The sequence below is a fragment of the Enterococcus sp. DIV2419 genome (assembly GCF_051711865.1).
Taxonomy (GTDB): Bacteria; Bacillota; Bacilli; order Lactobacillales; family Enterococcaceae; genus Enterococcus; species Enterococcus faecalis.
The window spans coordinates 1,419,325-1,443,709 of record NZ_JBIONS010000001.1 but is presented as its reverse complement, the minus strand read 5'-3'; the positions used below and the strand labels follow the sequence as shown (position 1 = coordinate 1,443,709).

Genomic DNA, 24,385 nt, shown 5'->3' with positions numbered 1-24,385 from the left:
CTTTAAAAGAGACCGCTCGCTTGACCCGTTTCGTCCACATCCATATTTAACGCAGCAGGAACTTTCGGCAAGCCAGGCATCGTTAAAATATCACCCGTTAACGCCACGATAAACCCTGCACCGATTTTTGGAACTAGTTCACGAATCGTAATCGTAAATCCTTCTGGCCGTCCTAATTTTTGAGGATCGTCAGAAAGTGAATACTGTGTCTTCGCCATGCAAATTGGTAATTGATCCCAACCATTTTTTGTAAAGTCTGCAATTTGCTTTTGTGCTTTCGGAGAAAAAATCGCCTGTTCCCCGCCGTAAATCGTTTGTACAATGGCTTGAATTTTTTCTTCAATTGTTTGGCGAGGATTATATAAAGGTTGAAACTGTTTTGTATTGGCTTCAATCTCTGCTACTACTGTTTTCGCTAGATTCGTGCCACCTACGCCACCTTGCGCCCAAACACTTGTTAACTCGACGGGCACGCCTAACGCTTGGCAAGCTTCTTTCAATAGTTGAATTTCTTTTTCTGTATCCTGTGTAAACTCATTAATTGCAACAACTACTGGTACATCATAACGTTGCATGTTTTGAATATGTTTTTCTAAGTTGGCAAAACCTTTTTGTAACGCTGGTAAATTTTCTTCTGCTAACTGATCTTTCGCCAAACCGCCATGCATTTTCAACGCGCGAATCGTTGCCACAATCACAACGGCATCGGGTGCTTTTCCTAAAGAAGGTACTTTAATATCTAAAAATTTTTCGCCACCCAAGTCGCCACCAAAACCTGCTTCTGTTACGACATAATCCCCTAGATGCAAAGCCGTTTTTGTCGCTAAAATACTGTTACATCCATGAGCGATATTGGCAAAAGGACCACCGTGAACAAAAGCTGGAGTTCCTTCAATCGTTTGAACTAAATTAGGTTTTAAGGCGTCTTTTAATAATAAAGTCAGGGCACCTGCCACGTTTAAATCTTTAACCGTCACCGGCTCTCTTTGGTCATTATAGGCGACAATAATCCGACTTAAGCGTTCTTTTAAGTCCGTTAAATTTTGCGCTAAACAAAGAATCGCCATAATTTCGCTTGCCACAGTAATATCGAAACCGTCTTCTCTTGGTACACCTTGGAAAGGACCGCCTAAACCAACAACGACCTGTCTGAGCGCACGATCATTTAGATCCACTGCCCGTTTCCAAATCACCCGTCGAGAATCAATCTTTAATTCATTTCCTTGCTGTAAATGATTATCTAGTAACGCAGCTAAGGCATTATTGGCTGTCGTAATCGCATGCATATCACCAGTAAAATGCAAATTGATTTCTTCCATTGGTAATACTTGTGCGTAACCGCCACCTGTTGCGCCACCTTTAATCCCCATCACAGGACCTAATGATGGTTCTCTTAGGGCAATAACTGTTTTTTTATTGATTTGATTTAATGCATCTCCTAAACCAATGGTCACGGTTGACTTTCCTTCTCCTGCTGGCGTTGGATTAATCGACGTAACGAGGATTAATTTACCTTCTGGTTGCGCTTCTAAGGATTGAAGTGTTGGAAAATCTATTTTCGCTTTGTATTTCCCATAAAGTTCTAGCGAATCTTCTGAAAGACCGATTGTTTCGGCAATCTCTTGAATAGGTTTTAATGTTGCTGCTTGTGCAATGTTAATATCTGTCTTCATAACGGACCCCTTTTCAATTCTTTATCGTCTTTGTGACACATTGTTTCTTTTAAATTATAGCTTGTATTGAATAGAATGGCTAGAATAACCTTTTTTAAACAACCCAACCATTGACGTTTGGTAGCCTTTTCTCGTATAATGAAAGTGTCTTTACAAATCTAAAAGGAGCGTGAATTGGATGCAAAAAGGAATTGTCAAATGGTTCGATAACAGAAAAGGTTATGGTTTTATCGTTTACAACGAAGAAGATGAGATTTTTGTCCACTTCACTGCTATAGAAGGTGACGGATTCAAATCACTTGATGAGAATCAATCTGTAGAGTTCGAGATAATGGAAGGCAATCGTGGGCTACAAGCAGCACATGTCAAAAAAATAGATAACTAAAAAAGCTGAACCAACAACGCTTTGCTCCAAAAAGTAAGTAAACGTAGCGTTTGTTTCAGCTGATTATTTTAAGATTTTGAGAGTGGGTCACCAGTCGTTTCGACTTATGACTCACTCTTGTTTTTTTCTTCTTTTTTATGAAGGCCCAAAGAATGATCTTCTGCTACCTTCAATTCAGGCTTTTTTACCTTAAGTGCCTCAAGAAATAACGGAATCGTTTTCTTTTTCATTAAAAAGACTTTTGAACCTTCCTTAAATTCTGAGGAAAAAATTTCGATGCTTTTTTCATTGTAGGTTACTTTTTCTATCTGAGAAAGCGGAAGTGCTTTTTTGCGAAACCATAAAACATCTCTGACAATTAAAGATGTTTCTGTCATGTTAAAAGACCGCGCAATTCCTAGATACGCAAACACAAAAAATGGAACCATCACCAGATTACTAATCAAGTAAGGACCATTATTTTCCAATGCTAAAATTAAACTAATAAATAATATACAAAATGTGCAAGACCAGTAAATAATTGTTGATGCTAATTCTGGCTGCCAATAGAATTTCTGTTTTTTCATAAAGTGCCCTCACTACTTCTGGATCAACGCCGCTGAATTTAAATATGTTATAATAGTAACATACTTTTTTTAAGAACAAAAAGAAATTAGGAGTAATTTTATGTTAAGAATTTATGTAGATGCTGCAACAAAAGGCAATCCAGGTGAATCTGGCGGCGGTATCGTTTACCTCACCGACCAATCGCGGCAACAATTGCATGTGCCTTTAGGCATTGTTAGTAATCACGAAGCCGAATTTAAAGTGCTGATTGAAGCTTTAAAACAAGCGATTGCCAATGAAGACAATCAACAAACCGTTCTTCTCCACTCAGATAGTAAAATTGTTGTCCAAACAATTGAAAAAAACTATGCTAAAAATGAAAAGTACCAGCCTTATTTAGCAGAATATCAACAACTAGAAAAGAATTTCCCTTTGCTCTTAATCAAATGGCTACCTGAAAGTCAAAACAAAGCGGCCGATATGCTCGCACGGCAAGCATTACAAAAATTTTATCCCAATAAAAAGTAGCACTGTTTACTTAATGCTTTTCCTTTATTAATTTGATAGTTAAGCGTGGAGCAAAAATCCCTAGTGTTTTTTGCTCCACGCTTAAAAACAGATAAACGGTTCTGTCTCGACTTCTTCTTATAGCCCACTTATTCTTCTGTCGTTATTTCCGCAAATTGCCCATTGGTTAGCGAAAGGATTGCTTCAGGCGCTAATTCAATTTGCATGCCACGTTTGCCTGCAGAAACAATAATTGCAGAATATTGTTGAGCTTCTTCGGCCAAATAGGTGGGAAATTGTTTTTTCATCCCAATTGGTGAACAGCCCCCACGAATATAGCCTGTGGTTGCTTCTAAATCTTTTAAGTGAAGCATTTCTACCTTTTTGTTGCCACTAGCTTTCGCTAATTTTTTTAAATCTAATTCTTGATTACCAGGAATGACAGCCACGACTGGACCTGTTTTATTACCTACTGTAACCAAGGTTTTAAAAATTCGCCCTTTGTCAATACCTAAACTTTCAGCGACACTTTCTGCACTTAAATGATCTTCGCTCCAAGCAAATTCATATTCTTTATATGGTACTTTATGTTGTTCTACCATGCGCATCGCATTCGTTTTTTGTTGTGTTTTTTTCTTTGCCACTTTTTTCACCTTCTGAATCACTTGTTTTGTTCGAATGTCTTTAAATAATTTCTTAATACTTGTACGGATAGTTGGCCTGGTGCAGACGCTTGCTGGGCTGAGCCAAAAGTTAGTGCCGATCCGAACAGTTGACCTGTTACGCGACTAATCATCCCTAACTGTCCCATTGACATAGTAACGATTGGAACGGATGCATAATGGGTGTACATTTCATTGGTTGCTGAAAGTAACGTAAGTACATCTGTCGCATCTTGTGGCATCACAGCTATTTTACAAATATCTGCCTGACGCATTTGCATTTGGCGTAACCGCGCGACAATCTCCTCTTGCGACGGTGTTTTCTGAAAGTCGTGATTACAGAGAACAATTTTAATCCCCGCCTTTTTAGCTTCGTGAATTAACGTATCTGCCGCCAGTGGATTCGCAAATAATTCAATATCCAATAAATCCAACGCACCCTTTTTCACTAATTCATGATACAAAGCAAAATAATTTTCCTCAGAAAAAGCCATTTCGCCGCCTTCTTTTTGTGTACGAAAAGTTAACAATAACGGTTTTTGCCCCAACCGTTCCATTACTTGTTGTGAAAGATTACATACATCGGAAAAATCAGCGACATTTTCATAATAGTCTAAACGCCATTCTACCAAATCACAATCTAGTGTTTGGCTCGCCGTTGCTTCGGCCAAAATATCCTCGGCTGTTGGAGCAACAATGGGCACCACAATTTTGGGATTCCCTTCACCTATTCGCACATTTTTGACTATAACTGGCTTCACAGTTCCACCTAACTTCCTCGTTTGTTTTTCTCTCTTCATATCATACCATTTCTCTTCTTTTTTGCAATTTAAAGAGCTACAAAGACACCTAGAATTAGGAATTTCCTAACACTAAATGCCTTTGTTTGGGTTATTTAACTCTTTCTGTTGTTACGTTAAACTTCCGTACTTTGTAACTGATACATATCCGCATAAAGGCCACCTTCTGCAAGTAACGTTTCGTGCGTTCCTCGTTCTACAATCTGCCCTTTGTCTAAAACTAAAATCAAGTTTGCATCACGAATCGTCGAAAGGCGATGCGCAATCGCAATTGTCGTTCTCCCTTGACGCATTTTGGCTAATCCTTCTTGAATCAATCCTTCTGTTTCTGTATCAATATTAGCGGTTGCTTCATCTAAAACTAAAATTTTGGGATCAGTCACAATCGTTCGTGCAAACGAAATTAATTGACGTTGTCCGCTAGAATAACTCGCTCCTCGTTCAATGACTTTCGCATGATAGGTATTGGGTAACGTGTGAATAAATTTATCTGCCTGAACAAATTCCGCAGCCTGTTTAATTTGCTCATCTGTAATATTGGGATTCAGTAAACGGATATTTCCAGCAATATCTCCATAAAACATGAAAGCGTCCTGTAATACTAAGCCCATCTTTTCCCGTAATTCTGTCATTGGAAAATCACGAATGTCACGATTATCAATTAAAATCTGCCCTTCATAAAATTCATAGAAACGCATGAGTACATTAATAATTGAACTTTTACCACTTCCTGTATGACCGACTAAAGCGATGGTTTCCCCGGGATTTGCAACAAAGCTAATATTTTTCAATACTTCGTTTTTGCCGTCATAAGAAAAAGTAACATTGCGAAATTCAATTTTCCCGCGAATAATTTCCCCATTCGCACCTACTGATTGTTGCGGCGTTAATTCTTCCGTATCCATAATTTTTAAAATACGACTACCTGCGACAATCCCATCTGTAAAGATACTTAGGAAGTCCATCATTTGTGTCATCGGATTAAAAAAAGCTTGGACATACGTTACAAAAGCATAAATCATCCCCGCTTCTACAGGAGAATCTAAAGCATCGATGCCAAACATAGTTAAGGCCAATGCAATCGCCAACGTATACAACAAATTAATGATGGGACTTAATAATAACGAATTCATACGAATCATTGCTACTCGTGTTTTTAAATAATCATCATTGGTTTCCTCAAATTCTTTTTCCAAACGCTTTTCTTGGCGAAATTGTTGAATGATTTGCATCCCAGAGATGTATTCATTTAGTTTGGTGTTTAATTGACTTAATTTTTCCCGCATACTGCGATATAATTTTGAACTAAATTTTTGGTAATACCAAATCACAACTAATAAAATTGGCAAGAAAATTAGACAATAAAATGAAATTTTTGGACTGAGTTGAAACATTGCAAAAAATGACGAGATTACGGCAAAAATTCCTGTAATCACCATTAGGAATACATACCAGAATTCAAACAATGTTTCTGTGTCATTTGTAACACGAGACACCGTCGAACCCGCTGGTGTTTGATCAAAATAACGCATACCTAAAGTGTGTAATTTTTCAAATAATTTCACTCGTATATATTGATACGTTTTTAAAGAAGCCATCGAATACAAATACCATTGGAAAAACCAAACAATACTTTTGACAATGACACCAAAAAAATAAATAGCAGCAAAAGTTAGAATCACTTGCATTGTAGCAGTTTTAGGCGTTAAATAATTATCCATAAAAACTTGAATGACTCTAGGCAAAAGAATATTGATAATTGATAAGCCAAATGCAAAGAGAATAGCTGTGTAGAACATGCGTCGAAACGGTTTGGCAAAACGAAACAAACGCTGAACAATCGTTAATTGTTCTTTCAGCGGTAACTCTCTGGACCATTCGGATTGATACTTTTCTTCCATTAACTCTCACTCCCTTCAATTTTCGCTTCTAATTGCTGTTTTTCCCACATCCGCTGATACCAACCCTTCTGAGCCAGTAACTCTTGATGCGTCCCCCGTTCAATAATTTTCCCTTCATCCAACACTAAGATTTCTTTGGCATGCATGACACTACTTAAACGATGCGCTGTAATGATAGTGGTTTTTTCTTGGCGCGTTTCTTTTAGATTTGATAAAATCGCCTCTTCAGTCTTCGCATCGACTGCAGATAAGGCATCGTCTAAAATTAACAATTCTGGTTCAACAATCAAGGCCCGTGCAATAGAAATCCGTTGTTTTTGTCCTCCAGAAAGCGAAACGCCACGTTCCCCAACCATTGTGTCATAGCCTTCAGGGAATGCTTTAATTTCTTGGTTAATAAATGCTAATGCTGCCGCTTGTTCAACTGCTGCTTGTTCCAAGTGTGGTTTAGCAAAACGAATGTTATCTCGTACCGTCATGGAAAAGAGAAAATGGTCCTGTGGCACGTACCCCATTGCACCCATCAATGCATCTAATGTGTAATTTTTAATGTTATGTTTTCCAAAGGAAATCGTTCCTTGGTATTGGTCATATTCACGCATCAACAACTTCAAAATAGTGGTTTTACCAGCGCCTGTTTTGCCAACAATCCCCAAAGTTTCTCCTTCTTGCAACGAAAATTGGATATTTTCCAACGCCACTGCCTCTTCTTTTGGATAAGAAAAAGAATCAATCTTCATTGAAATTGTTCCTTGCGCCATTGTTTTGATGGCATCTTTTCGTTCGATAATATGCGTTTTTTCATGTAATAATTCGTTCACACGATCGTAACTAGCATTCCCACGTTCTAACACATTAAATAAGCGCCCAATTGCAAACATTGGCCAAACTAGCATCCCAATATAGGCAATGAAAGAGACCAACTGACCTAAACTAATCGTTCCTTCCATGATGAAACGACCACCAATAATAATTGTCAAAACATAAGAAACACCAATAATCAGCGTAATAAAAGGATCAAACAGTGCATCTAAAAAGTTCGTTCGTTTATTTTTGACGATAGCATCATCAATTTTCTCTGTAAAATCAGCAAGATCTTCTTTTTCTTGCCCAAATGTTTTAATGACTTTAATTCCAGTGATACTTTCTTGTGTTTTATCATTAATCGCTGAAAAAGCAGCTTGTGAATCTCGAAAGGCATCATGCAACTTAGAACCTAAAACTCGTGAAGTGACGGCTAATAAAGGCAGCGGTAATAAAGCAATTAATGTTAAGCGCCAATCGACAAATAGAATCATTGCGATAATCGTTGTTCCTCCCGTAATCACAGAGTCGGCAAACGTTAAAATCCCAGCTCCAGCCACATTTTGGATGGCATTTAAATCATTGGTTGCATGCGCCATCAAGTCACCTGTCCGATATTTCTGATAAAAGATGCTATCCATTTTTGTGAAATGATGAAATAATTGAGTCCGTAGCTCTTTTTCCAAACGAGCGGCACTCCCCCAAATATGCATCCGCCAAATATAGCGAAAAAGATATTGGGCAAGCCCAGCACCAATCAAGAGTGCAACCCACACGATAATTTTCGTTAAGCGAATTTCTTTGTTAACGATTTCATCTACAACGACGCCAATAACTTTGGGCGGGACTAATTGAACAAGAGCGACCATCATTAATGAGAAAACCCCAATAATATAACTTTTTTTCTCTTGCTTAAAAAACCAGCCTAATTTTTTGAATATGGACATTCAGTTGTCCCTCCTTTTACTTTGTTGTTCTACGAAGACTACTTTCGAGCTAGAAGGTTTCTTCGTTATTGTTGTTTTTGATTAAACGTCTCGCTCTTTTCCTCCTAGATTATCCTATTCTCCCGCAAAACAACAAAAAAACGGACTGAAAATCAGCCCGTTTTTACACTTATTCATGATTACCTGAATAACCTTTACTATTTTCCTTGGTTTTTCATTTGTTGCATCATTTGTCTAACCTTTTTCTCTGACGGTTTTTGACCCATTGATGCCATCATCATGCGTAACATATCCTCATTAACGGGAGGATTTTTTTTGAAATAATCTTGCATATATTTGCGTGCAAGGAAAAAGCCCCCTGCAGCGCCTACTAATAAAGCGATTACTGCGATTAATACTACCCAACCTGTTGCCATTGAAACTCTCTCCTCTCCGTATAGTTTTGCTCTCAATGAATTATTTTACTAGAAATAGCAAAAAAAGAAAAGTTCTTTTTGCGGGATTTCTCTTAAATAATGAAAAAAGTCTGATTTTTTTGCAAAATAGTGATTAAAAGTCAAAAATATACGCTCTTAAATGTCAATAGGACCTTTAAGAGCGATTGTTGCTTTAGTTTTGTCCTTGAATTTTTTCTAATAATTCTGGATCAAATGTTTGATTTTTTAACATCGCAATTTCAAAGCCGTAAGGGGCCTTTTTATTTTTTTTGTCTTCTCCGACATAAGGTGTTTCTAAAATTTTTGGTAAAGCAGTTAATTTTTCATGGTGAACCACACCGTTTAAAGCTTCAAAACCAATAGTGCCAAAGCCAATATTGGCATGACGATCTTTATGTGAGCCCATAGGATTTTTAGAATCATTCACATGAATAACTTTTAAACGATCCAATCCGATAATTTTATCAAATTCAACTAATACGCCATCAAAATCATCTTTTACATTATACCCTGCATCATTAATGTGGCAAGTATCCAGAGTGACAGAAAGTTTATCATTTAGCGTAACTCCGTCAATAATCGCAGCTAGTTCATCAAACGTACGGCCGATTTCGGTTCCTTTACCAGCCATTGTTTCTAAAGCGATTTGAGGGATTTGCTCTTTCCACAAGACTTCGTTTAGACCTTTAACAATTTGTTTGATGCCGGCTTCTGGACCTGCACCAACATGCGCACCTGGGTGTAACGTGATTTGCGTTGCTCCCAACGCTTGTGCTCGCTCAATTTCTTGACGCAAAAAGTCTACGGCAAAACCGAAATTTTCCGTTTTAATTGTATTACCTAAATTAATAATATACGGGGCATGAACGACGATATTACTTAAATTGTGTTCCTTCATAAAAGCTTGCCCAGCTTCAATATTCATTTCTTCAATCGGTTTCCGGCGCGTGTTTTGTGGCGCACCTGTATAAATCATAAAGGTTGTTGAGCCATAACTAGCCGCTTCCTCGGCAGAGCCTAATAGCATTTTCTTGCCACTCATACTAACGTGTGATCCTAATAACATGTGGTTCCTCCTAATAATTCTTCTTTTTCTTTTGGTAGTGTTGATACTGTTGCAGCCATTCTTCTAGCGTGATTTTTGTTACTAATTCGCCAATTAGTTCATAGGGTATTCGCTTAGGATTAGTGAAGCGAAGACAACTTTTCCCCATGTTTAGCTTTGTTGACACTTGTTCCTGATAGGCTTCTTGAAACCAACTTCGGACGGCTTCATTTCCCATTAATCCCATGTGATATAAAGCTACTTGCCTTTTAGTAGCGCCTAAGCTGATAAATGGTAACGGTTCATCACCACGGTTAAGATAGCCTTCTGGAAATACTGAAAGCGGCACAACAAAGGTTGGCATGCCATATTGCATCGTTAATTCAAATCCTGCTGGCAAATTTTGCGAAACGACATCTAATACTTGCTGATAAGCAATTCGCCATTTTGGTTCAACTGTTTCGATGTATGCTGTAACTGTTTCAATTGACTGCGCCATTATTTCTTCCTTTGCTGATAAAGAGCTTTGGTTTTATAGCCTTCTTTTAAAATGACTAACATTTCAGTTTGCCGCTTTTTCCGTGTCTCCGCTCGCTTTGCACTAAATACATACCGCGCCCACTCTTTTTGATAACCAGGCGTTAATGCAGCGAATGTCGCTGCAGCAGCTGGTTCTGTTTGTACCAACGCTTCAATTTCTGGTAAATATTGAACATAATCCCCAACAGCAGAACTGGTCTGATTCTTCGCTGGCTTTTTAAGAACATTCTTCATGCCGACAACCGTAAAAGTCTCATCTAAACTAACCATGCGATTAAATTTTAAGGTTGAGCCTTTAATATACCCATCTGCCTCGTTTACTTGTAATGTTGGAAAAATTTCATCTCGGTGGACAAAAGTTGGATACATTTTATTGCCTTTTTTCGGATAAGCCACATATAACAACCCATTTTCTACTAAATGTTGACCTTCAATCACCATTGAAACAATCTCTTGAAATTCCGCCATCGTTTTTACAAATGCAAAAATCAGCTCAACTGGTTCTGAGGGTAATTGCTGCGCGGCTGAAGCAAATTCAGATAGATACTCTGCCTGTGGTCTATTTAAAATAACTGGGTGCTGATACTTCGTTAAGTTTAACTTTTCGACAATTGATTTCATAACCTACTCCTTATAGCGACTGCACTTTTTATTCTAGCATAGCACAAGTTATCTGTAATTGAATATGCCCAATAGTAAAAAAGAGTTTTTTTGTAACAGAATTAATCCCAATTTATCTTTTTTAAAAGCGAAAGCTTGGAACCTGTTGTCTAAACGACCTTCGTCCCAAGCTTTCATTTTTTTAGTATTTTAACAAGAAATATTTTTTCTTACCGCGACGAATCACAGTAAATTGTCCTTCGATTTTATCAGTTTCTGTCAATTCAGCTGCTAAATCTTGTCTACGTTCTCCATTGACGTAAATCGCTCCATTTTGAACATCTTCACGGGCTTGACGTTTGGATGGTTCTATTTTTGAGGTAACTAATAAGTCGACTAAACTTAATTGATCCTCTGGTTGCACCTCATACGTTGGTACATCTTTAAAGCCTTGTTTAATTTCTTCTGCTGTTAAGCTTTGGATATCCCCGCTGAATAAAGCTTCTGAAATTTTAACCGCTTGATGATAGGCTGCTTCACCGTGGACTAAAGTAGTAACTTCTTTGGCTAACGCTTTTTGCGCAGCACGTTGACCTGGGTTCGCTGTAAATTCTTCTTCAATTGTTGCAATTTCATCCAATGTTAAGAAAGTAAAGTATTTCAAGAATTTCACGACATCACGATCATCTGTGTTAATCCAGAATTGATAAAATTCATATGGCGAAGTTTTTTCCGCATCTAACCAAACTGCGTTTCCTTCTGTTTTACCAAATTTGGTACCATCTGCTTTTGTAATTAAAGGCATAGTTAAGCCAAATCCTTGAACTTCTTGTTCTCGGCGTAATAATTCAATCCCTGAAGTAATGTTTCCCCATTGATCACTGCCGCCTAATTGCAATAAACAGCCTTCTGTTTCGTACAATTTCAAGAAATCATACGCTTGTAATAATTGATACGCAAATTCAGTATAAGAAATTCCTGTTTCGATTCGGCGTTTCACGCTTTCTTTACTCATCATATAGTTAATTGTAAAGTTTTTTCCAACATCACGTAAGAAATCAATTAATGAAAGCTCTCCAAGCCAATCATAGTTATTTGCTAGAATCGCTGGATTTTTTTCATCTTCAAAATCGATAAAACGTGACAACTGGCCCTTAATACTTTCAGACCAAGCTTTCACTGTATCAAGTGTGTTTAAACTACGTTCTGCATCTTTGAATGATGGATCACCAATCATGCCTGTTCCGCCACCAACTAAAGCAATGGGCACATGACCATTTTGTTGGAAACGACGTAACATGAGAATTGGCAGTAGATGCCCGATGTGTAAACTGTCTGCCGTTGGATCAAAGCCGATATATAATTTAACAGATTCTTCATTTAATTGTTTTTGTAAGGCTTCTTCATCTGTGACTTGGTAGACCAACCCACGGGCTTTTAATTCTTCAAAAAAAGCTGAATTCATGATTTTCCTCCTATAGTAAAACATAATAATAGATCAAATTCCCCTATTCATAGTAACCGATTCTGTCACACTTGAAAAGTCAAAAAATGAGATTTCCCTATTTTCTCTTAAGTTTTTTCAACAAAAAATGGCAATTGGTGTAGAAACTATTCATAGAAGCTTTTTTTTGCTATAATAACACAGAATGTATCATTTTATTGAGGTGAAGCTTTTGAAAAATAATTCAAGTAACAATAAGCAAAAACCAACGACCTCTTCTGGCGGCAATGTCTTTTTACTTATTTTAAATGTCATTATTCGCGTTTTTCAGTCATTAGTGGTTTTTGGGGTTATTCTGATTGTCTTAGGTGGCTCTCTTGGCTTAGGTATCGGAATGGGCTATTTTGCTTTTCTAGTTGAAGATACACAGCCCCCAACGAAGGAAGAATTGCAAAAAGAAATCAGTGATATTACCGAAGTGTCAAAAATGACTTACGCAGATGGTACTCCGATTGCTAACATCAAGTCAGATTTAATTCGGACACGAATTAATGGCGATCAAATGTCTCCATTGCTAAAAAAAGCCATTATTTCAACAGAAGATGAATATTTTGAAGAACATCATGGGGTAGTACCAAAAGCGCTAGTTCGAGCGTTGATTTCTGATGCGACAGGTATCGGCGGTTCTTCTGGTGGTTCAACATTGACTCAACAATTGGTAAAGCAACAGATTTTAACTGACGAAACGACTTTTAAACGTAAAGCCAACGAAATTTTATTAGCTTTACGTATTGAAAAATACTTTTCTAAGGACGAAATCGTGACAACTTATCTAAATGTCTCCCCTTTTGGTCGTAATAACAAAGGTGAAAATATTGCAGGCGTGGAAGAAGCAGCCAAAGGACTCTTTGGTAAAAGTGCCAAGGACTTGAATCTTCCTCAAGCGGCCTTTATCGCAGGACTTCCCCAAAGTCCCATTGTTTACACGCCCTACACTAACACTGGTGCCTTGAAAGACGATTTGTCTTTAGGAATGAAGAGAAAAGATTTTGTTCTTTTCAGTATGTACCGAGAAAAAGCTATTTCGCAAAAGGAATATGAAGAAGCCAAAGCTTACGACTTGAAAAAAGACTTTTTACCAACTGAACAGGCCAATGTCAATACAGAAGGCTATCTATACTACACGGTGTTAGATAAAGCAGTTGAGATTGTCATGGATTTAGATATGAAAAAAGCTAAAGTTAATCGTGATGATTTAGATCAAGTTGGTTTAGATCAATATGAAGAACAAGCACGTCGCGAAATCCAGTCGCAAGGCTATACAATCCAATCAACCATTGATCAGAACATTTACAACACGATGCAAACCGCTGTCGCAAATTATGGTTATTTGCTTGATGATGGCACTGCAGATGTCAATGGGAATACAATGATTGAAACTGGCAATATTTTAATGGATAACGCTACTGGTCGTATCCTCGGTTTTATCGGCGGTAGAAACTTCGATATTAATCAAAACAACCATGCCTTTAATGCCGATCGTCAAGTTGGTTCTACGATTAAACCAATTTCTGTCTATGGCCCTGCGATTGATCAAGGACTCATTGGTTCTGAAAGTCGTCTGGCCAACTACACGACTACTTATTCAGATGGCACTCCTTTTGCTAACTCAACAACTGTGGATTTAAATCAATTTGTAACCGTTCGAAATGCGTTAAATTGGTCTTTTAACATCCCTGTGTATCATGTAAATGAAGAATTGAAAAAGAAAAAAGGTGATGATAATTTTTCTTACAATCACTACTTAAGTAAAATGAACTATCCAGCTTCAGATGCTTGGGCTTACGAATCTGCGCCATTGGGTCCAGTAGAAACAAATGTTGTAACTCAAACAAACGGTTTCCAAGCACTTGCTAACAAAGGTAAATATCAAAAAGCCTACATGATTGAAAAAATTACAGACAATAGCGGACATGTAGTCTACGAACACAAAGATGAAGGAACGCAAGTTTATTCACCGGCGACCGCTTCTATCATGAATGACTTGTTGCGCTCAGTGGTGGATTCTGCGAATACAACAAAATTCAAACCAACGTTAGCTGGCTTGAATCCTCATTTAGCTAGTGCTGATTGGGTCGGAAAAACTGGGACAACTGATGACTATAAAGATTCATGGCTGATTGTCTCTACCCCAACTGTGACACTAAGTTCTTGGGCAGGACATGATCTACCAGCGCCAATGACGATGACCAGCGGCGACAATAATGGGAATTATATGGCGAACTTAGCCAACGCGCTGTACTATGCGAATCCAGAATTGTTTGGCATTGGTCAAAAATTTGAATTAGACCCAAGTGTCATTAAATCAAAAGTTTCTGAATTTACTGGTGAAAAACCTGGCTCAATTACCTATAATGGTGCCAAGTTCAATACACCTGGCAAAACAACGACTTCATACTATGCCAAAGATGGTGCACCACAAAGTACCTATAAATTTGGGATCGGTGGAACAGACAGCAATTACGCTTCTTACTGGGGAAATCTTGCTCCACGTGCCACTACAAATAATAACAACAACAATAAAAACAACGATAATAAAAAGAACAATAATTAACTCTCTAAAATGAGCCAGAAAAATACGTTTTCTGGCTCATTTTTAGGTATCAAAAAACGGCTAAACTAAGAGTTAACGCTCTTAGTTTAGCCGTTTAATTCAATTTATTTTGTTGAACCTTTTTGATCAATTCCATAAGGTAAAACAACTGTTTTTTCTTCAATTTCTTCTTTGTTCATTAGTTTTGTTAATAAGCGCATTGACACGGCACCGATATCATATAAAGGTTGTGTAATACTTGATAGACGTGGACGAGAGACTTCTGTAAGCAATGAGTTATTGCTTGTAATGATTTCAAATTCTTCTGGAACTTTCACACCAGCATCTAGCATCCCATCTAATAAGCCAATTGCTAGCTCATCATCTGTAACAAAGGCAGCAGTTGCCCCACTATTACGGACACGCTCAGCCAAATTAATGCCTGCTTTAAATTTATATTCAGATTCAAAAACTAAGCCTTCATTATAAGATAAGCCATTTTCCGCTAAAGCTTCTTTGTAGCCTTTCATCCGGTTTTGACCATTAATTGGATCGATTAATGCACCACTAACAAAAGCAATTTTTTTGTTCCCATTTTTCGCTAAAGTCGCTGTTGCATCTTTCGTTGCTTCTGTGTAATCAATATTAACGCTACCGACTTGTTCGTCTGGATCAATTGAACCTGCTAAGACAACAGGTGTTTTTGAACGTGAAAATTCACCACGAATATCATCTGTAATGCGATGACCCATAAAGATAATCCCATCTACTTGCTTGGCAAGTAAATTGTTTAATACAGTAACTTCTTTTTGATCGTCTCCATCTGAATTAGCTAAAATGATATTGTATTTATACATTGTAGCCACGTCGTCAATGCCACGTGCTAATGAAGCAAAAAATGCATTACTAACATCTGGAATAATAACACCCACTGTTGTCGTTTTTTTACTTGCTAAACCACGTGCGACTGCGTTAGGACGGTAATCTAAGCGATCAATCACTTCTAAGACTTTTTTACGCGTTGCTGGTTTTACATTGGGATTACCATTGACAACACGAGAAACAGTAGCCATAGATACATTTGCCTCTCTAGCAACATCATAAATTGTAATTGTTTGTTTTTCCATGTTTCTTCTCCTATAAATATGAATTTGTTCTCATTTTCTGAAAACACTGTTTACATTTCTTTCCTAGCCTAGAATATCAAAATTCTTCTATTTTTGCAACCGTTTTATCGTTTTTTCATGAAAATTTACTTTCCATTTCAAAAGGAACTTTTTGTCATTTCATGTTATGATAGTACTGTGATTCACTTCAGAATAAAAGAAAGAAGGATGTTTTATGAATCAAGAAAAAATTGCCGATTTAAAAAATTGGATGCACCAAGAAAAGATTGACTTCACTTATATTAGTGATCCTGGTCATATCGCTTACTTTTCCGGTTACGAAAGCGAACCTCATGAGCGCGTGTTAGCTTTGTTTATCGCTGCGGACGATCAATCATTTTTATTTACACCTGCATTGGAAGTCGAAGATGCCGAAAATAGTAGTTGGACTTATCCCGTTTATGGTTATTTAGATAGCGAAAATCCTTGGAAAAAAATTGCGGCTTTATTAAATAAACGAACACAAGGCACACCACGCTTTGCTTTAGAAAAACAAGCTCTTTCTTTAGCTCGTTTTGATCAATTGAAAACCTATTTCCCAGCTAGCGATTTTTCGCATGATGTTACGCCTTTAATTGAAAAACTTCAATTAATTAAAACAGAACCTGAAATTCAACGTTTACTAGAAGCTGGTAGTTGGGCGGATGTCGCTTTTGAGATTGGCTTCAAAGCAATTCAAGCAGGCGTTGCGGAACAAGAAATTGTTGCAGAAATCGAGTATCAATTAAAACGTCAAGGTATTCGCTCGATGAGTTTTGATACGTTAGTCTTAACAGGAAAAAACGGAGCTAGTCCTCACGGGGTACCTGGCGAAACAAAAATTGAGCCCCATGACTTAGTGTTATTTGATTTAGGTGTCGTTCATAATGGCTATTGTAGTGATGCCACACGAACAGTCAGCTACTTGGAACCTTCTGATTTCCAAAAAGAAATTTATGGAATTGTCTTAGAAGCACAATTAGCAGCAACTGAAGCGGTGAAACCTGGTGTTACAGCAGGCGAATTAGATGATATTGCTCGAGGTGTAATCACAAAAGCTGGTTATGGTGAATACTTTAACCATCGCTTAGGCCATGGCATTGGAACCACTGTCCATGAATACCCATCGCTGGTTCATGGCAATGATTTAGTCATTGAAGAAGGTATGTGTTTCTCTATTGAGCCCGGTATTTACATTCCTGGAAAAGTAGGCGTTCGTATTGAAGATTGTTTACACGTAACGAAAACAGGCTCCGAACCATTCACTAAGACAACCAAAGAATTGCAAATTATTGAATAGCATAAAAATAAAATGAGGCCATCAGTCAACCGGACTGATGGCCTCATTTCTAAATTTTAAGGTAAGCCGCTGAACAAAAGCAACACGATCCGTTGCTAACTTTCATAAGCTAAACGCTTGTTACCCTTTAAATTCTTTTTTTACGTCTTTCGCTGCATCTTTAACATCTTCTTTTGCTTCTGCAGCTTTTTCAGGAACATCTTTGGTGGTTTCTTTTGCTTCATCGACACCAGCAGAAACAGTTTCTTTGGCTGCTGTCGCAGAATCTTTAACGTCAATATAGATATCTTCTGCTGCATCTTCAGCAATTTCACCTAGATCTTCCGCGTGATCTTGAGCATCGTCAGCTGCTTTTTTAAATTGATCAGATAAATCACCTGTTTGTTTTTTAAAGTTATCAAGCATGTCGCCAGAAACACCTTGTGCTTTATCCAATGAATCTTTTGTTTTTTCTTTGACAGAACCTGCCAAATCAGAGGCTTGATCTGATAAAACGCCGGCTTTTTGTTTTGCGATTTCTGTTAATTCTGTTCCTTTTTGAACAGCATAATCTGTGTAATCTTGCGCTTTGTTTTTTAAATCATCTGTTTGATTTGATAAATCATCACGTAATTCTTTACCTGATTTTGGTGCAAGTAATAATGCGGCAACGGCTGCTGCTGTTCCACCAATTACTGCTCCTAAGAAAAATCCGCCTTTTTTAGCCATAAAAATCTCCTCCAATTAGTTATTTGTTTTTTTATTTTTTGAACGCATTGCTCTAAAAGCAGAACCGCCTACTTTACTCACTAAACCAGCTTTCGCTGTGCCTTTCCCTACGGTTCCTACCTTCGTAATCAAATGTTTACTTGAGGTGTTCAATTCAGAGACACTTTCGCTTAAATCAGCAACGGCCGTAAACAACGGATCAATCGTTGCCACTTTTTGATTCACATCTGTTAATAGTTCATTACTTTTAACAAGCAAGCCTTCCACTTGGCGACTCAATACATTCACATCGCTAGTCACGACTTTGATTGTTGTATTTGTTTCATCAATTGTATCTTCAATTTTTGAAACAACTTGAGAAACTTTATATAACACAAGTACTAAAAAGATGACTAAAACAACAAATGCTACCGCTGCAATTAAGGCAGCAATTTCCCCACCTGACATATCATTACTCCCCTCTGAAATTTTATTTATAATCTTAGGATAACACCAACTTATATTTTTCACAACTCATAAAGCTAAGAATGACAATTTATTTTATAAAATTCTCATGCCCTTTTCTTTAAGAAAATAAGCGTAAAATTTCCTTCTAACGAATTGAAATTTTACGCTTATTTTTATTTATTTTTCTTTTGGTTGCTCTTTTTTCGCTAATTGAGCACCTAAATTAATAATGTATTCTCGTAAATTATCTTTTACTTCTGGATGAGTCAAACCATATTCAATGCTTGTTTTCATAAACCCAAATTTATCGCCAACGTCGTAACGTTCTCCTTTAAACTCACGAGCAAAAACGCGTTGTGTTTTATTTAAAGTGTCAATCGCATCTGTTAACTGAATTTCGTTACCAGCGCCTGGTTTTTGATTTTCAAGTACATCAAAAATTTCAGGGGTTAATAAATAACGGCCGATAATCGCTAAATCACTTGGTGCTTCCTCGGGTTTTGGTTTTTCAACAAAGTTCTCGACATTGTATAGTCCTTTTTCGATTTCTTTTTCTGGGTTGATAATACCATATTTTGAAGTATCTTCATGGGGTACTTTCATTACCGCAATTGTCGAAGCATGTGTTTGTTCGTAATCATCCATTAATTGTTTCGTTAATGGCACTTTATCTTCCATTAAATCGTCGCCTAACATCACGACAAAAGGTTCATTGCCAACAAATGCTTTCGCTTGTAAAACAGCGTGTCCTAAGCCTTTCGGATGGGATTGACGAATAAAATGTAAATTAACATCCGTTGTTTCTTCGACTAATTTCAATAAATCGGTTTTATTTTTTTCTTTTAAATTATTTTCTAATTCAACATTTGAATCAAAATGATCTTCAATCGGACGTTTGGCTTTGCCTGTCACAATTAAAATATCTTCGATTCCTGAAGCTAGTGCTTCTTCTACAATAAATTGAATCGTTGGTTTATCAACAATCGGTAACATTTCTTTTGCCATTGCTTTGGTAGCCGGCAAGAAACGTGTTCCTAACCCAGCTGCTGGAATAACTGCCTTTTTAACTTTCATCTTTTTTCCTCCTAAAAATCAAGTGTAAATTCGTTTTCGGTTTTGCCATCGCGCAACATGATTTCTTTTGCTGCTTGTTGTACATCTTCGTCATTGTACAAGACATTGTAGATGGTTTCTGTGATTGGCATTTCGACTTCTAATTGTTGTGCCAATTCATAGGCTGCTTTAGTTGTTGAAACACCTTCCACAATCATGCCCATGTTTTCTAAGACTTCATCTAACTTATGGCCTTTTCCTAATAAATTACCTGCACGCCAATTTCGAGAATGGACACTTGTACAAGTAACAATTAAATCCCCAACACCACTTAAACCAATAAATGTTAATGGGTTTGCTCCCATCGCAACCCCTAAACGACTAATTTCTGCTAAACCACGAGTCATAATTGCCGCTTTGGCATTATCACCAAAGCCTAAGCCATGAATCGCTCCGGCGCCCAAAGCAATAATATTTTTTAAGGCCGCCCCTGTTTCTACACCAATCACATCATCATTCGTATAAATTCTAAAGTAATCATTCATAAACAACTCTTGCACATACACAGCTTCTGCTAAATTTTCGCTTGCTGCTGTAATGGTTGTAATGTCATGAACAGCGACTTCTTCTGCATGGCTTGGACCAGATAAAACCACAATCCCTTGCCGTTTTTCTGCTGGAATCTCTTCCGCTATCACTTCTGAAATCCGCTTATGTGTACCTTGTTCAAGCCCTTTACTTGCATGAATAATAATTGGTTTTGTTTTTAAATGTTGGGCCACTTCTTGTGCTACTGAACGAATGGCTTTAGTTGGTACCACAAACAGTACCGCATCAACATCTACTAAAGCAGTGGCTAAATCAGTGGTTGCCTGAATTGAAGTAGGTAAGATTAATTCTGGTAAATAATGTTTGTTGGTGTGTTTTGTATTTATTTCATCGATTTGCTCTGGTTTATTTCCCCAAATACAGACCTCGTGTCCATTTTCGGCTAATACTTGAGCTAAAGCTGTCCCCCAGGAACCTGGACCTAAAACAGCGACTTTTTGTTTCATCGGTGAAACTCTCCTTTCGCTAAACAACGTTACTTCTTTAGTTTACCATATTCTTCGATCAAGTTGGATTAAGAAGTTGTTATTTTTTTCTTTTGTTTCTCCCGATTGTAAAATTTCAAATTGGGATTTCTTCTACGAACGATCACAATAACAATTGCTGCCACGAACATCACTAAAGACAACAATTGTGAGACACGAATGTTACTAAACGCATACAAACTGTCCATCCGTAACCCTTCGATGAAGAAGCGGCCGAAAGAATACCATATTATATAACCTAAAAAGACTTCGCCTTCTTTTAAAAAGTGTGGCTTTTTACGTAATAACACTAAAACGATAAAGCCTAAAACATTCCAGACAGATTCATATAAAAATGTTGGTTGATGATACGTTCCGTTGATATTCATGTTATCAATAATAAACGTTGGTAAATGGAGATTTTCTAAAAATTGTCTGGTGGTCGCTGGCCCATAGGCTTCATGATTCATAAAGTTGCCCCAACGACCAATTGCTTGCGCTAAAATCACACTTGGTGCGGCAATATCTAAAAAAGTCCATGTAGAAATGAAACGATGACGTGTAAAGAAAAACAGCGCCAGTCCCCCACCAATAAGACCACCATAAATCGCTAAGCCACCATTTCGAGTAAAGAAAATTTCAATCGGATTGTCTACATAATCTTGCCATTGAAAAGCGACGTAATACAAGCGCGCGCCAACAATTGCTGCAGGTAATCCCCAGAGCATAAAGTCAAAGACATCATCTTCTTTTAAACCAACACGAACGGCTTCACGACTACTTAGCCAAACAGCTAAAGCAATCCCTGAAACAATAATAATTGCATACCAATAGACGGGAATACCGAAAAGGCGAAATGCAATTGAATTTACTTGAGCTAACATCATCACATCTTCTCCTTCTATTCTCCTGAATTTTCTTCAATTAAACGGGTTAAGCGCTCTTCAAACGTTTTTGTTGCATCATAGCCCATTGTTTTCGCGCGGAAGTTCATTGCTGCCACTTCAATAATAATGGCCACATTTCGGCCAGTCTTAACAGGAATGCGAATCTGAGGGACATCAACGTTAGCTATTTCAACCATTGCATCATCACTACCAAGACGATCATATTTCTTGTCTTTTTCCCATGCCTCTAAATAAACGACCAATTGAACTTGCATAAAGCCGCGGACCGCACTAGCTCCAAACAGGTTCATGACGTCAATAATTCCGATACCACGAATTTCAATTAAATGCTGCAAAATTTTTGGTGGCTCTCCAACCACGGTTAATTCATCTTGCTGATAAACATCGACACGATCGTCTGCGATTAGCCGATGTCCACGTTTAATAAGCTCTAAAGCTGTTTCACTTTTACCAATACCGCTATCTCCTTGAATCAAAACACCAAGTCCATAAACATCAACTAAAACCCCATGGACACTTGTCCGAACAGCTAAACGACCATCTAAATAACTGGATAGTTCCCCTAGTAAACGGGAAGTTGAAATCGGTGAACGTAATACAGAAACCCCATTTTCTTTTGCTGCTGTAATTAATTCTTCGGGGATTTCTAGTCCTCTGGATACTATAAAGGCTGGAGTATCTTTCGCACATAAACGGCGCATCACTAATAAACGCTCTTCAGGCATCATTCGTTCTGCAAAGGTAATTTCTTTGCTCCCAAATAATTGTAAACGGTCATGGGAATAATAATTAAAATACCCAGTTAATTCTAAACCTGGCCGGGAAATTTCACCAGTTTTAATCGTTCTATTTAAGCTTTCTTCATCTCCGTATACTACTTCTAAAGAAAGATTTTCTACCAGTTGATAAATCTTTACCACTTCTGTCATATCGAATGTCAGTCCTTTCTGCTACTTGTTATATTTTATCATTTAAAAATACAAGTTTCTAGCTATTCACTAGATAATTCCTAGAATTATCATATTTCAAAAAAATGAAACTATTTTTCAATGAAATTATCTATGCTATTTCTGTTACTTGACTATTTCAGAAAACTTTGTATACTTGAAGCCGATCCTTTTAAGAAAAGAGGAAACTTATGAAAGAATATTTAAAGGAAAAAGCCCATCAATTACCGTTAACACCGGGTGTTTATTTAATGAAAGACGCAACCGACACAATTATTTATGTGGGTAAAGCCAAAAAATTAAAAAATCGCGTGTCGAGCTATTTTATTAATAGTAATCAACATTCTCGAAAGACGATGCGTTTAGTCAAACAAATTATAGACTTCGATGTTCTCCATACTGACACAGAATTGGATGCGCTCCTCCTAGAATGTCAACTGATTCAACAGTATCGGCCGCGTTACAATCGCCAAATGAATGCTTATGAACAATATTCTTATGTATCGGTAGCCGTTAATGAGCGGCAATTAGAGATTAAACTCTTAAATATTCCCACTAAAGAGAACTGTTTTGGTCCTTATTCGATTCGTCGAAAATTAAACCGTTTAAAAATAATTTTGGATAGTATCTACGATCTCGTCCCAACCAACTATTGGCATCAAACCTTTCAAAAAGAGAGTGCCATTCCGACCGAACTATTTCAACAAGAATTGTTCGACTTTTTCCATAATCAAGGACGAGAACCAATCAAACGAATTGCTCAACAAATGCAAGAGGCTGCTGAAAAACAAGCCTTCGAAAAAGCGGCAAAACTCAAAGAAGATTGGCTCTTTCTGACACGCTTTGCAAACCAAAATCAACGAATTAGTCAAGCTAACCAACGAGATTGGCAACTGATGTGGTTACCTTGTCAGAAAAAAATCAAATACTATTTAATTTACCAAGGCTTGGTGGTAGCAACACGTGTTGTAACTAAACAAACGTTTCAAAAATATTCATCGCTTGAACTAGCAAAAAAAATCATGCCTAAAAAACCACCGAAAACAATTGAGCATTACTCAAAGCAACAAGTTGATTTTTTAAACATTTTATATGGCTATATCAGCCGCCATCCAGAATGTCACCTAGAAAATTTAACCATCGAAAAAGCCTGAAGAACGCATTTTATGCTACGTTCTTCAGGCTTTTTTATTCATATTTAGATAAATTGTGATCCGTAACGATCGTATTGACAATTGACATAATTACAGCCATTAGCACCGCTGCCCAAAAACTTGAGAAGCCAAAGTTCATTTCCCCCACAAAAAACGAGGTCATTTGTAAAATCGCTGCATTGACAACAAAGCTAAATAGACCAAACGTTAATAAAGTAAATGGGAGCGACAAGATTGTTAAGACTGGTTTCACCAACATATTTAGGATTGAGAGAACAAAGGCGGCAATAATTGCAGGCATTATGCCTCTCACATGAATCATGCCAGGAAAAACAACTGATAAAGAAATGAACGTCAGTGTATTAACAACCAATCGCTGAAAATATGTCATTAAAAGTCACTCCATTCGTCATCATCAATTTTTTCCGCTTCTTTACGTTGCTTTTTATTGGCAGCATAAGGATTTTCATTGCGAACATTTCTATTATAAGGATTTTGATGGCCGTAGCCGCGATCGCTTCCTGTTCTTCCAGAAGGGATCAAGACTGCTAAGGCAATGTATAAGAGAATGCCTGGAAATCCTGCTGAGAAAAAGCTGAGCAAGACATAAACGACACGAATAATTGTTGGGTCAATTCCTAGCCAATCAGCAATCCCAGCTAAGCTTCCTGTTAAAACCACGTTATTCGGAGATTTTGTTAGTTTTCTTTTCATATGTTTTCACCTCGTCTACTAAATTTTACACTAGAAAGGCTGATTCGTCAGC

General features: G+C 37.5%; 25 protein-coding genes and 1 pseudogene. 5 read left to right on the top strand and 21 right to left on the bottom strand.

Annotated elements, in window-relative coordinates; genetic code table 11:
* Positions 1-2: 2 nt before the first annotated feature.
* A complete protein-coding gene (locus IGI97_RS06725; protein WP_086280435.1) occupies positions 3-1,673 on the bottom strand; it encodes a formate--tetrahydrofolate ligase in 1,671 nt (556 codons plus the stop codon).
* Between the two features lie 178 nt (positions 1,674-1,851).
* Here IGI97_RS06725 and IGI97_RS06720 point away from each other — a divergent pair, with 178 nt between their 5' ends.
* Entirely contained in the window at positions 1,852-2,058 is a 207-nt protein-coding gene (locus tag IGI97_RS06720) for a cold-shock protein (RefSeq protein WP_002357404.1), read from the top strand.
* A 104-nt stretch (positions 2,059-2,162) separates the two neighbouring features.
* Here the strand turns inward: IGI97_RS06720 and IGI97_RS06715 are convergent, their stop codons facing one another.
* Positions 2,163-2,624, bottom strand: coding sequence for an EbsA family protein (locus IGI97_RS06715; RefSeq protein WP_002357403.1), 462 nt, complete (start codon positions 2,622-2,624; stop codon positions 2,163-2,165).
* Positions 2,625-2,724: 100 nt separating this feature from the next.
* Between IGI97_RS06715 and IGI97_RS06710 the strand changes: the two genes are divergently transcribed.
* The gene (locus IGI97_RS06710) at positions 2,725-3,132 is read left to right on the top strand and encodes a ribonuclease HI family protein (RefSeq protein WP_002357402.1); all 408 of its coding nucleotides are present in this window, start codon (positions 2,725-2,727) and stop codon (positions 3,130-3,132) included.
* Between the two features lie 128 nt (positions 3,133-3,260).
* Here the strand turns inward: IGI97_RS06710 and ybaK are convergent, their stop codons facing one another.
* The 10 genes and pseudogenes from ybaK to tyrS form a co-directional block, all read right to left on the bottom strand.
* Positions 3,261-3,776 (bottom strand): Cys-tRNA(Pro) deacylase, encoded by a 516-nt coding sequence (gene ybaK, locus IGI97_RS06705; RefSeq protein ID WP_161970563.1) that lies wholly within the window; start codon positions 3,774-3,776, stop codon positions 3,261-3,263.
* The gene (gene aroD / locus IGI97_RS06700; RefSeq protein ID WP_002357400.1) at positions 3,773-4,534 is read right to left on the bottom strand and encodes a type I 3-dehydroquinate dehydratase; all 762 of its coding nucleotides are present in this window, start codon (positions 4,532-4,534) and stop codon (positions 3,773-3,775) included. Before aroD ends, ybaK begins: the two co-directional genes overlap by 4 nt.
* 155 nt (positions 4,535-4,689) lie before the next feature.
* Complete coding sequence (locus IGI97_RS06695) at positions 4,690-6,474, bottom strand: ABC transporter ATP-binding protein (protein WP_438738259.1); 1,785 nt, start codon at positions 6,472-6,474, stop codon at positions 4,690-4,692.
* Positions 6,474-8,225: an ABC transporter ATP-binding protein gene (locus tag IGI97_RS06690; RefSeq protein ID WP_142666467.1), complete on the bottom strand. Its 1,752-nt coding sequence runs from the start codon at positions 8,223-8,225 to the stop codon at positions 6,474-6,476. The genes IGI97_RS06695 and IGI97_RS06690 overlap by 1 nt, the downstream gene beginning before the upstream one ends.
* Before the next feature lie 197 nt (positions 8,226-8,422).
* On the bottom strand, positions 8,423-8,641 hold the full coding sequence (locus IGI97_RS06685; protein WP_002357397.1) for a YneF family protein: 219 nt from the start codon (positions 8,639-8,641) through the stop codon (positions 8,423-8,425).
* 193 nt (positions 8,642-8,834) lie between these two features.
* Complete coding sequence (locus IGI97_RS06680) at positions 8,835-9,728, bottom strand: deoxyribonuclease IV (protein ID WP_002357396.1); 894 nt, start codon at positions 9,726-9,728, stop codon at positions 8,835-8,837.
* Positions 9,729-9,738: 10 nt separating this feature from the next.
* On the bottom strand, positions 9,739-10,206 hold the full coding sequence (locus tag IGI97_RS06675) for a DUF1801 domain-containing protein (protein WP_002378382.1): 468 nt from the start codon (positions 10,204-10,206) through the stop codon (positions 9,739-9,741).
* Positions 10,206-10,868, bottom strand: coding sequence for a YdeI/OmpD-associated family protein (locus tag IGI97_RS06670; RefSeq protein ID WP_002361915.1), 663 nt, complete (start codon positions 10,866-10,868; stop codon positions 10,206-10,208). Before IGI97_RS06670 ends, IGI97_RS06675 begins: the two co-directional genes overlap by 1 nt.
* Positions 10,865-11,045 (bottom strand): annotated as a pseudogene (locus IGI97_RS06665) (hypothetical protein). Before IGI97_RS06665 ends, IGI97_RS06670 begins: the two are co-directional and overlap by 4 nt.
* A 4-nt stretch (positions 11,046-11,049) precedes the next feature.
* Complete coding sequence (tyrS, locus tag IGI97_RS06660) at positions 11,050-12,312, bottom strand: tyrosine--tRNA ligase (RefSeq protein WP_002357324.1); 1,263 nt, start codon at positions 12,310-12,312, stop codon at positions 11,050-11,052.
* Between the two features lie 184 nt (positions 12,313-12,496).
* Here tyrS and IGI97_RS06655 point away from each other — a divergent pair, with 184 nt between their 5' ends.
* On the top strand, positions 12,497-14,905 hold the full coding sequence (locus IGI97_RS06655; RefSeq protein ID WP_202242589.1) for a transglycosylase domain-containing protein: 2,409 nt from the start codon (positions 12,497-12,499) through the stop codon (positions 14,903-14,905).
* A gap of 104 nt (positions 14,906-15,009) precedes the next feature.
* Here IGI97_RS06655 and ccpA read toward each other — a convergent pair whose 3' ends face one another.
* A complete protein-coding gene (ccpA, locus tag IGI97_RS06650) occupies positions 15,010-16,011 on the bottom strand; it encodes a catabolite control protein A (protein ID WP_002357319.1) in 1,002 nt (333 codons plus the stop codon).
* 214 nt (positions 16,012-16,225) lie between these two features.
* On the opposite strand from ccpA, the gene IGI97_RS06645 reads away from it, so the two are divergent.
* A complete protein-coding gene (locus IGI97_RS06645) occupies positions 16,226-17,329 on the top strand; it encodes an aminopeptidase P family protein (protein ID WP_002377253.1) in 1,104 nt (367 codons plus the stop codon).
* A 120-nt stretch (positions 17,330-17,449) separates the two neighbouring features.
* Here IGI97_RS06645 and IGI97_RS06640 read toward each other — a convergent pair whose 3' ends face one another.
* The 6 genes from IGI97_RS06640 to hprK form a co-directional block, all read right to left on the bottom strand.
* Entirely contained in the window at positions 17,450-18,037 is a 588-nt protein-coding gene (locus IGI97_RS06640; protein ID WP_379896945.1) for a YtxH domain-containing protein, read from the bottom strand.
* A 15-nt stretch (positions 18,038-18,052) separates the two neighbouring features.
* A complete protein-coding gene (locus tag IGI97_RS06635; RefSeq protein ID WP_002357316.1) occupies positions 18,053-18,484 on the bottom strand; it encodes a DUF948 domain-containing protein in 432 nt (143 codons plus the stop codon).
* Between the two features lie 177 nt (positions 18,485-18,661).
* Complete coding sequence (gene galU, locus IGI97_RS06630) at positions 18,662-19,558, bottom strand: UTP--glucose-1-phosphate uridylyltransferase GalU (RefSeq protein ID WP_002357314.1); 897 nt, start codon at positions 19,556-19,558, stop codon at positions 18,662-18,664.
* A gap of 11 nt (positions 19,559-19,569) precedes the next feature.
* Positions 19,570-20,592, bottom strand: coding sequence for an NAD(P)H-dependent glycerol-3-phosphate dehydrogenase (locus IGI97_RS06625; RefSeq protein WP_010825287.1), 1,023 nt, complete (start codon positions 20,590-20,592; stop codon positions 19,570-19,572).
* Positions 20,593-20,660: 68 nt separating this feature from the next.
* Positions 20,661-21,494 carry a prolipoprotein diacylglyceryl transferase gene (gene lgt, locus IGI97_RS06620; protein ID WP_002381830.1) on the bottom strand — a complete coding sequence of 278 codons (834 nt, stop codon included), beginning with the start codon at positions 21,492-21,494 and terminating at the stop codon, positions 20,661-20,663.
* Between the two features lie 17 nt (positions 21,495-21,511).
* Entirely contained in the window at positions 21,512-22,447 is a 936-nt protein-coding gene (gene hprK / locus IGI97_RS06615) for an HPr(Ser) kinase/phosphatase (protein ID WP_002357309.1), read from the bottom strand.
* A 209-nt stretch (positions 22,448-22,656) separates the two neighbouring features.
* Between hprK and IGI97_RS06610 the strand changes: the two genes are divergently transcribed.
* Positions 22,657-23,619, top strand: a complete 963-nt coding sequence (locus IGI97_RS06610) for a GIY-YIG nuclease family protein (protein ID WP_002361928.1) — start codon at positions 22,657-22,659, stop codon at positions 23,617-23,619.
* Positions 23,620-23,653: 34 nt separating this feature from the next.
* On the opposite strand, the gene IGI97_RS06605 is transcribed toward IGI97_RS06610, so the two are convergent.
* Positions 23,654-24,010 carry a phage holin family protein gene (locus IGI97_RS06605; protein WP_002357307.1) on the bottom strand — a complete coding sequence of 119 codons (357 nt, stop codon included), beginning with the start codon at positions 24,008-24,010 and terminating at the stop codon, positions 23,654-23,656.
* A complete protein-coding gene (locus IGI97_RS06600) occupies positions 24,010-24,333 on the bottom strand; it encodes a PspC domain-containing protein (protein WP_002357306.1) in 324 nt (107 codons plus the stop codon). The genes IGI97_RS06605 and IGI97_RS06600 overlap by 1 nt, the downstream gene beginning before the upstream one ends.
* Between the last annotated feature and the right edge of the window lie 52 nt (positions 24,334-24,385).

Coding starts and splice junctions, on each gene's coding strand:
- IGI97_RS06725 (WP_086280435.1), bottom strand. CDS start 1,673: ATGAAGACAGATATTAACATTGCACAAGCAGCAACATTAAAACCTATT.
- IGI97_RS06720 (WP_002357404.1), top strand. CDS start 1,852: ATGCAAAAAGGAATTGTCAAATGGTTCGATAACAGAAAAGGTTATGGT.
- IGI97_RS06715 (WP_002357403.1), bottom strand. CDS start 2,624: ATGAAAAAACAGAAATTCTATTGGCAGCCAGAATTAGCATCAACAATT.
- IGI97_RS06710 (WP_002357402.1), top strand. CDS start 2,725: ATGTTAAGAATTTATGTAGATGCTGCAACAAAAGGCAATCCAGGTGAA.
- IGI97_RS06695 (WP_438738259.1), bottom strand. CDS start 6,474: ATGGAAGAAAAGTATCAATCCGAATGGTCCAGAGAGTTACCGCTGAAA.
- IGI97_RS06690 (WP_142666467.1), bottom strand. CDS start 8,225: ATGTCCATATTCAAAAAATTAGGCTGGTTTTTTAAGCAAGAGAAAAAA.
- IGI97_RS06685 (WP_002357397.1), bottom strand. CDS start 8,641: ATGGCAACAGGTTGGGTAGTATTAATCGCAGTAATCGCTTTATTAGTA.
- IGI97_RS06680 (WP_002357396.1), bottom strand. CDS start 9,728: ATGTTATTAGGATCACACGTTAGTATGAGTGGCAAGAAAATGCTATTA.
- IGI97_RS06675 (WP_002378382.1), bottom strand. CDS start 10,206: ATGGCGCAGTCAATTGAAACAGTTACAGCATACATCGAAACAGTTGAA.
- IGI97_RS06670 (WP_002361915.1), bottom strand. CDS start 10,868: ATGAAATCAATTGTCGAAAAGTTAAACTTAACGAAGTATCAGCACCCA.
- tyrS (WP_002357324.1), bottom strand. CDS start 12,312: ATGAATTCAGCTTTTTTTGAAGAATTAAAAGCCCGTGGGTTGGTCTAC.
- IGI97_RS06655 (WP_202242589.1), top strand. CDS start 12,497: ATGTATCATTTTATTGAGGTGAAGCTTTTGAAAAATAATTCAAGTAAC.
- ccpA (WP_002357319.1), bottom strand. CDS start 16,011: ATGGAAAAACAAACAATTACAATTTATGATGTTGCTAGAGAGGCAAAT.
- IGI97_RS06645 (WP_002377253.1), top strand. CDS start 16,226: ATGAATCAAGAAAAAATTGCCGATTTAAAAAATTGGATGCACCAAGAA.
- IGI97_RS06640 (WP_379896945.1), bottom strand. CDS start 18,037: ATGGCTAAAAAAGGCGGATTTTTCTTAGGAGCAGTAATTGGTGGAACA.
- IGI97_RS06635 (WP_002357316.1), bottom strand. CDS start 18,484: ATGTCAGGTGGGGAAATTGCTGCCTTAATTGCAGCGGTAGCATTTGTT.
- galU (WP_002357314.1), bottom strand. CDS start 19,558: ATGAAAGTTAAAAAGGCAGTTATTCCAGCAGCTGGGTTAGGAACACGT.
- IGI97_RS06625 (WP_010825287.1), bottom strand. CDS start 20,592: ATGAAACAAAAAGTCGCTGTTTTAGGTCCAGGTTCCTGGGGGACAGCT.
- lgt (WP_002381830.1), bottom strand. CDS start 21,494: ATGTTAGCTCAAGTAAATTCAATTGCATTTCGCCTTTTCGGTATTCCC.
- hprK (WP_002357309.1), bottom strand. CDS start 22,447: ATGACAGAAGTGGTAAAGATTTATCAACTGGTAGAAAATCTTTCTTTA.
- IGI97_RS06610 (WP_002361928.1), top strand. CDS start 22,657: ATGAAAGAATATTTAAAGGAAAAAGCCCATCAATTACCGTTAACACCG.
- IGI97_RS06605 (WP_002357307.1), bottom strand. CDS start 24,010: ATGACATATTTTCAGCGATTGGTTGTTAATACACTGACGTTCATTTCT.
- IGI97_RS06600 (WP_002357306.1), bottom strand. CDS start 24,333: ATGAAAAGAAAACTAACAAAATCTCCGAATAACGTGGTTTTAACAGGA.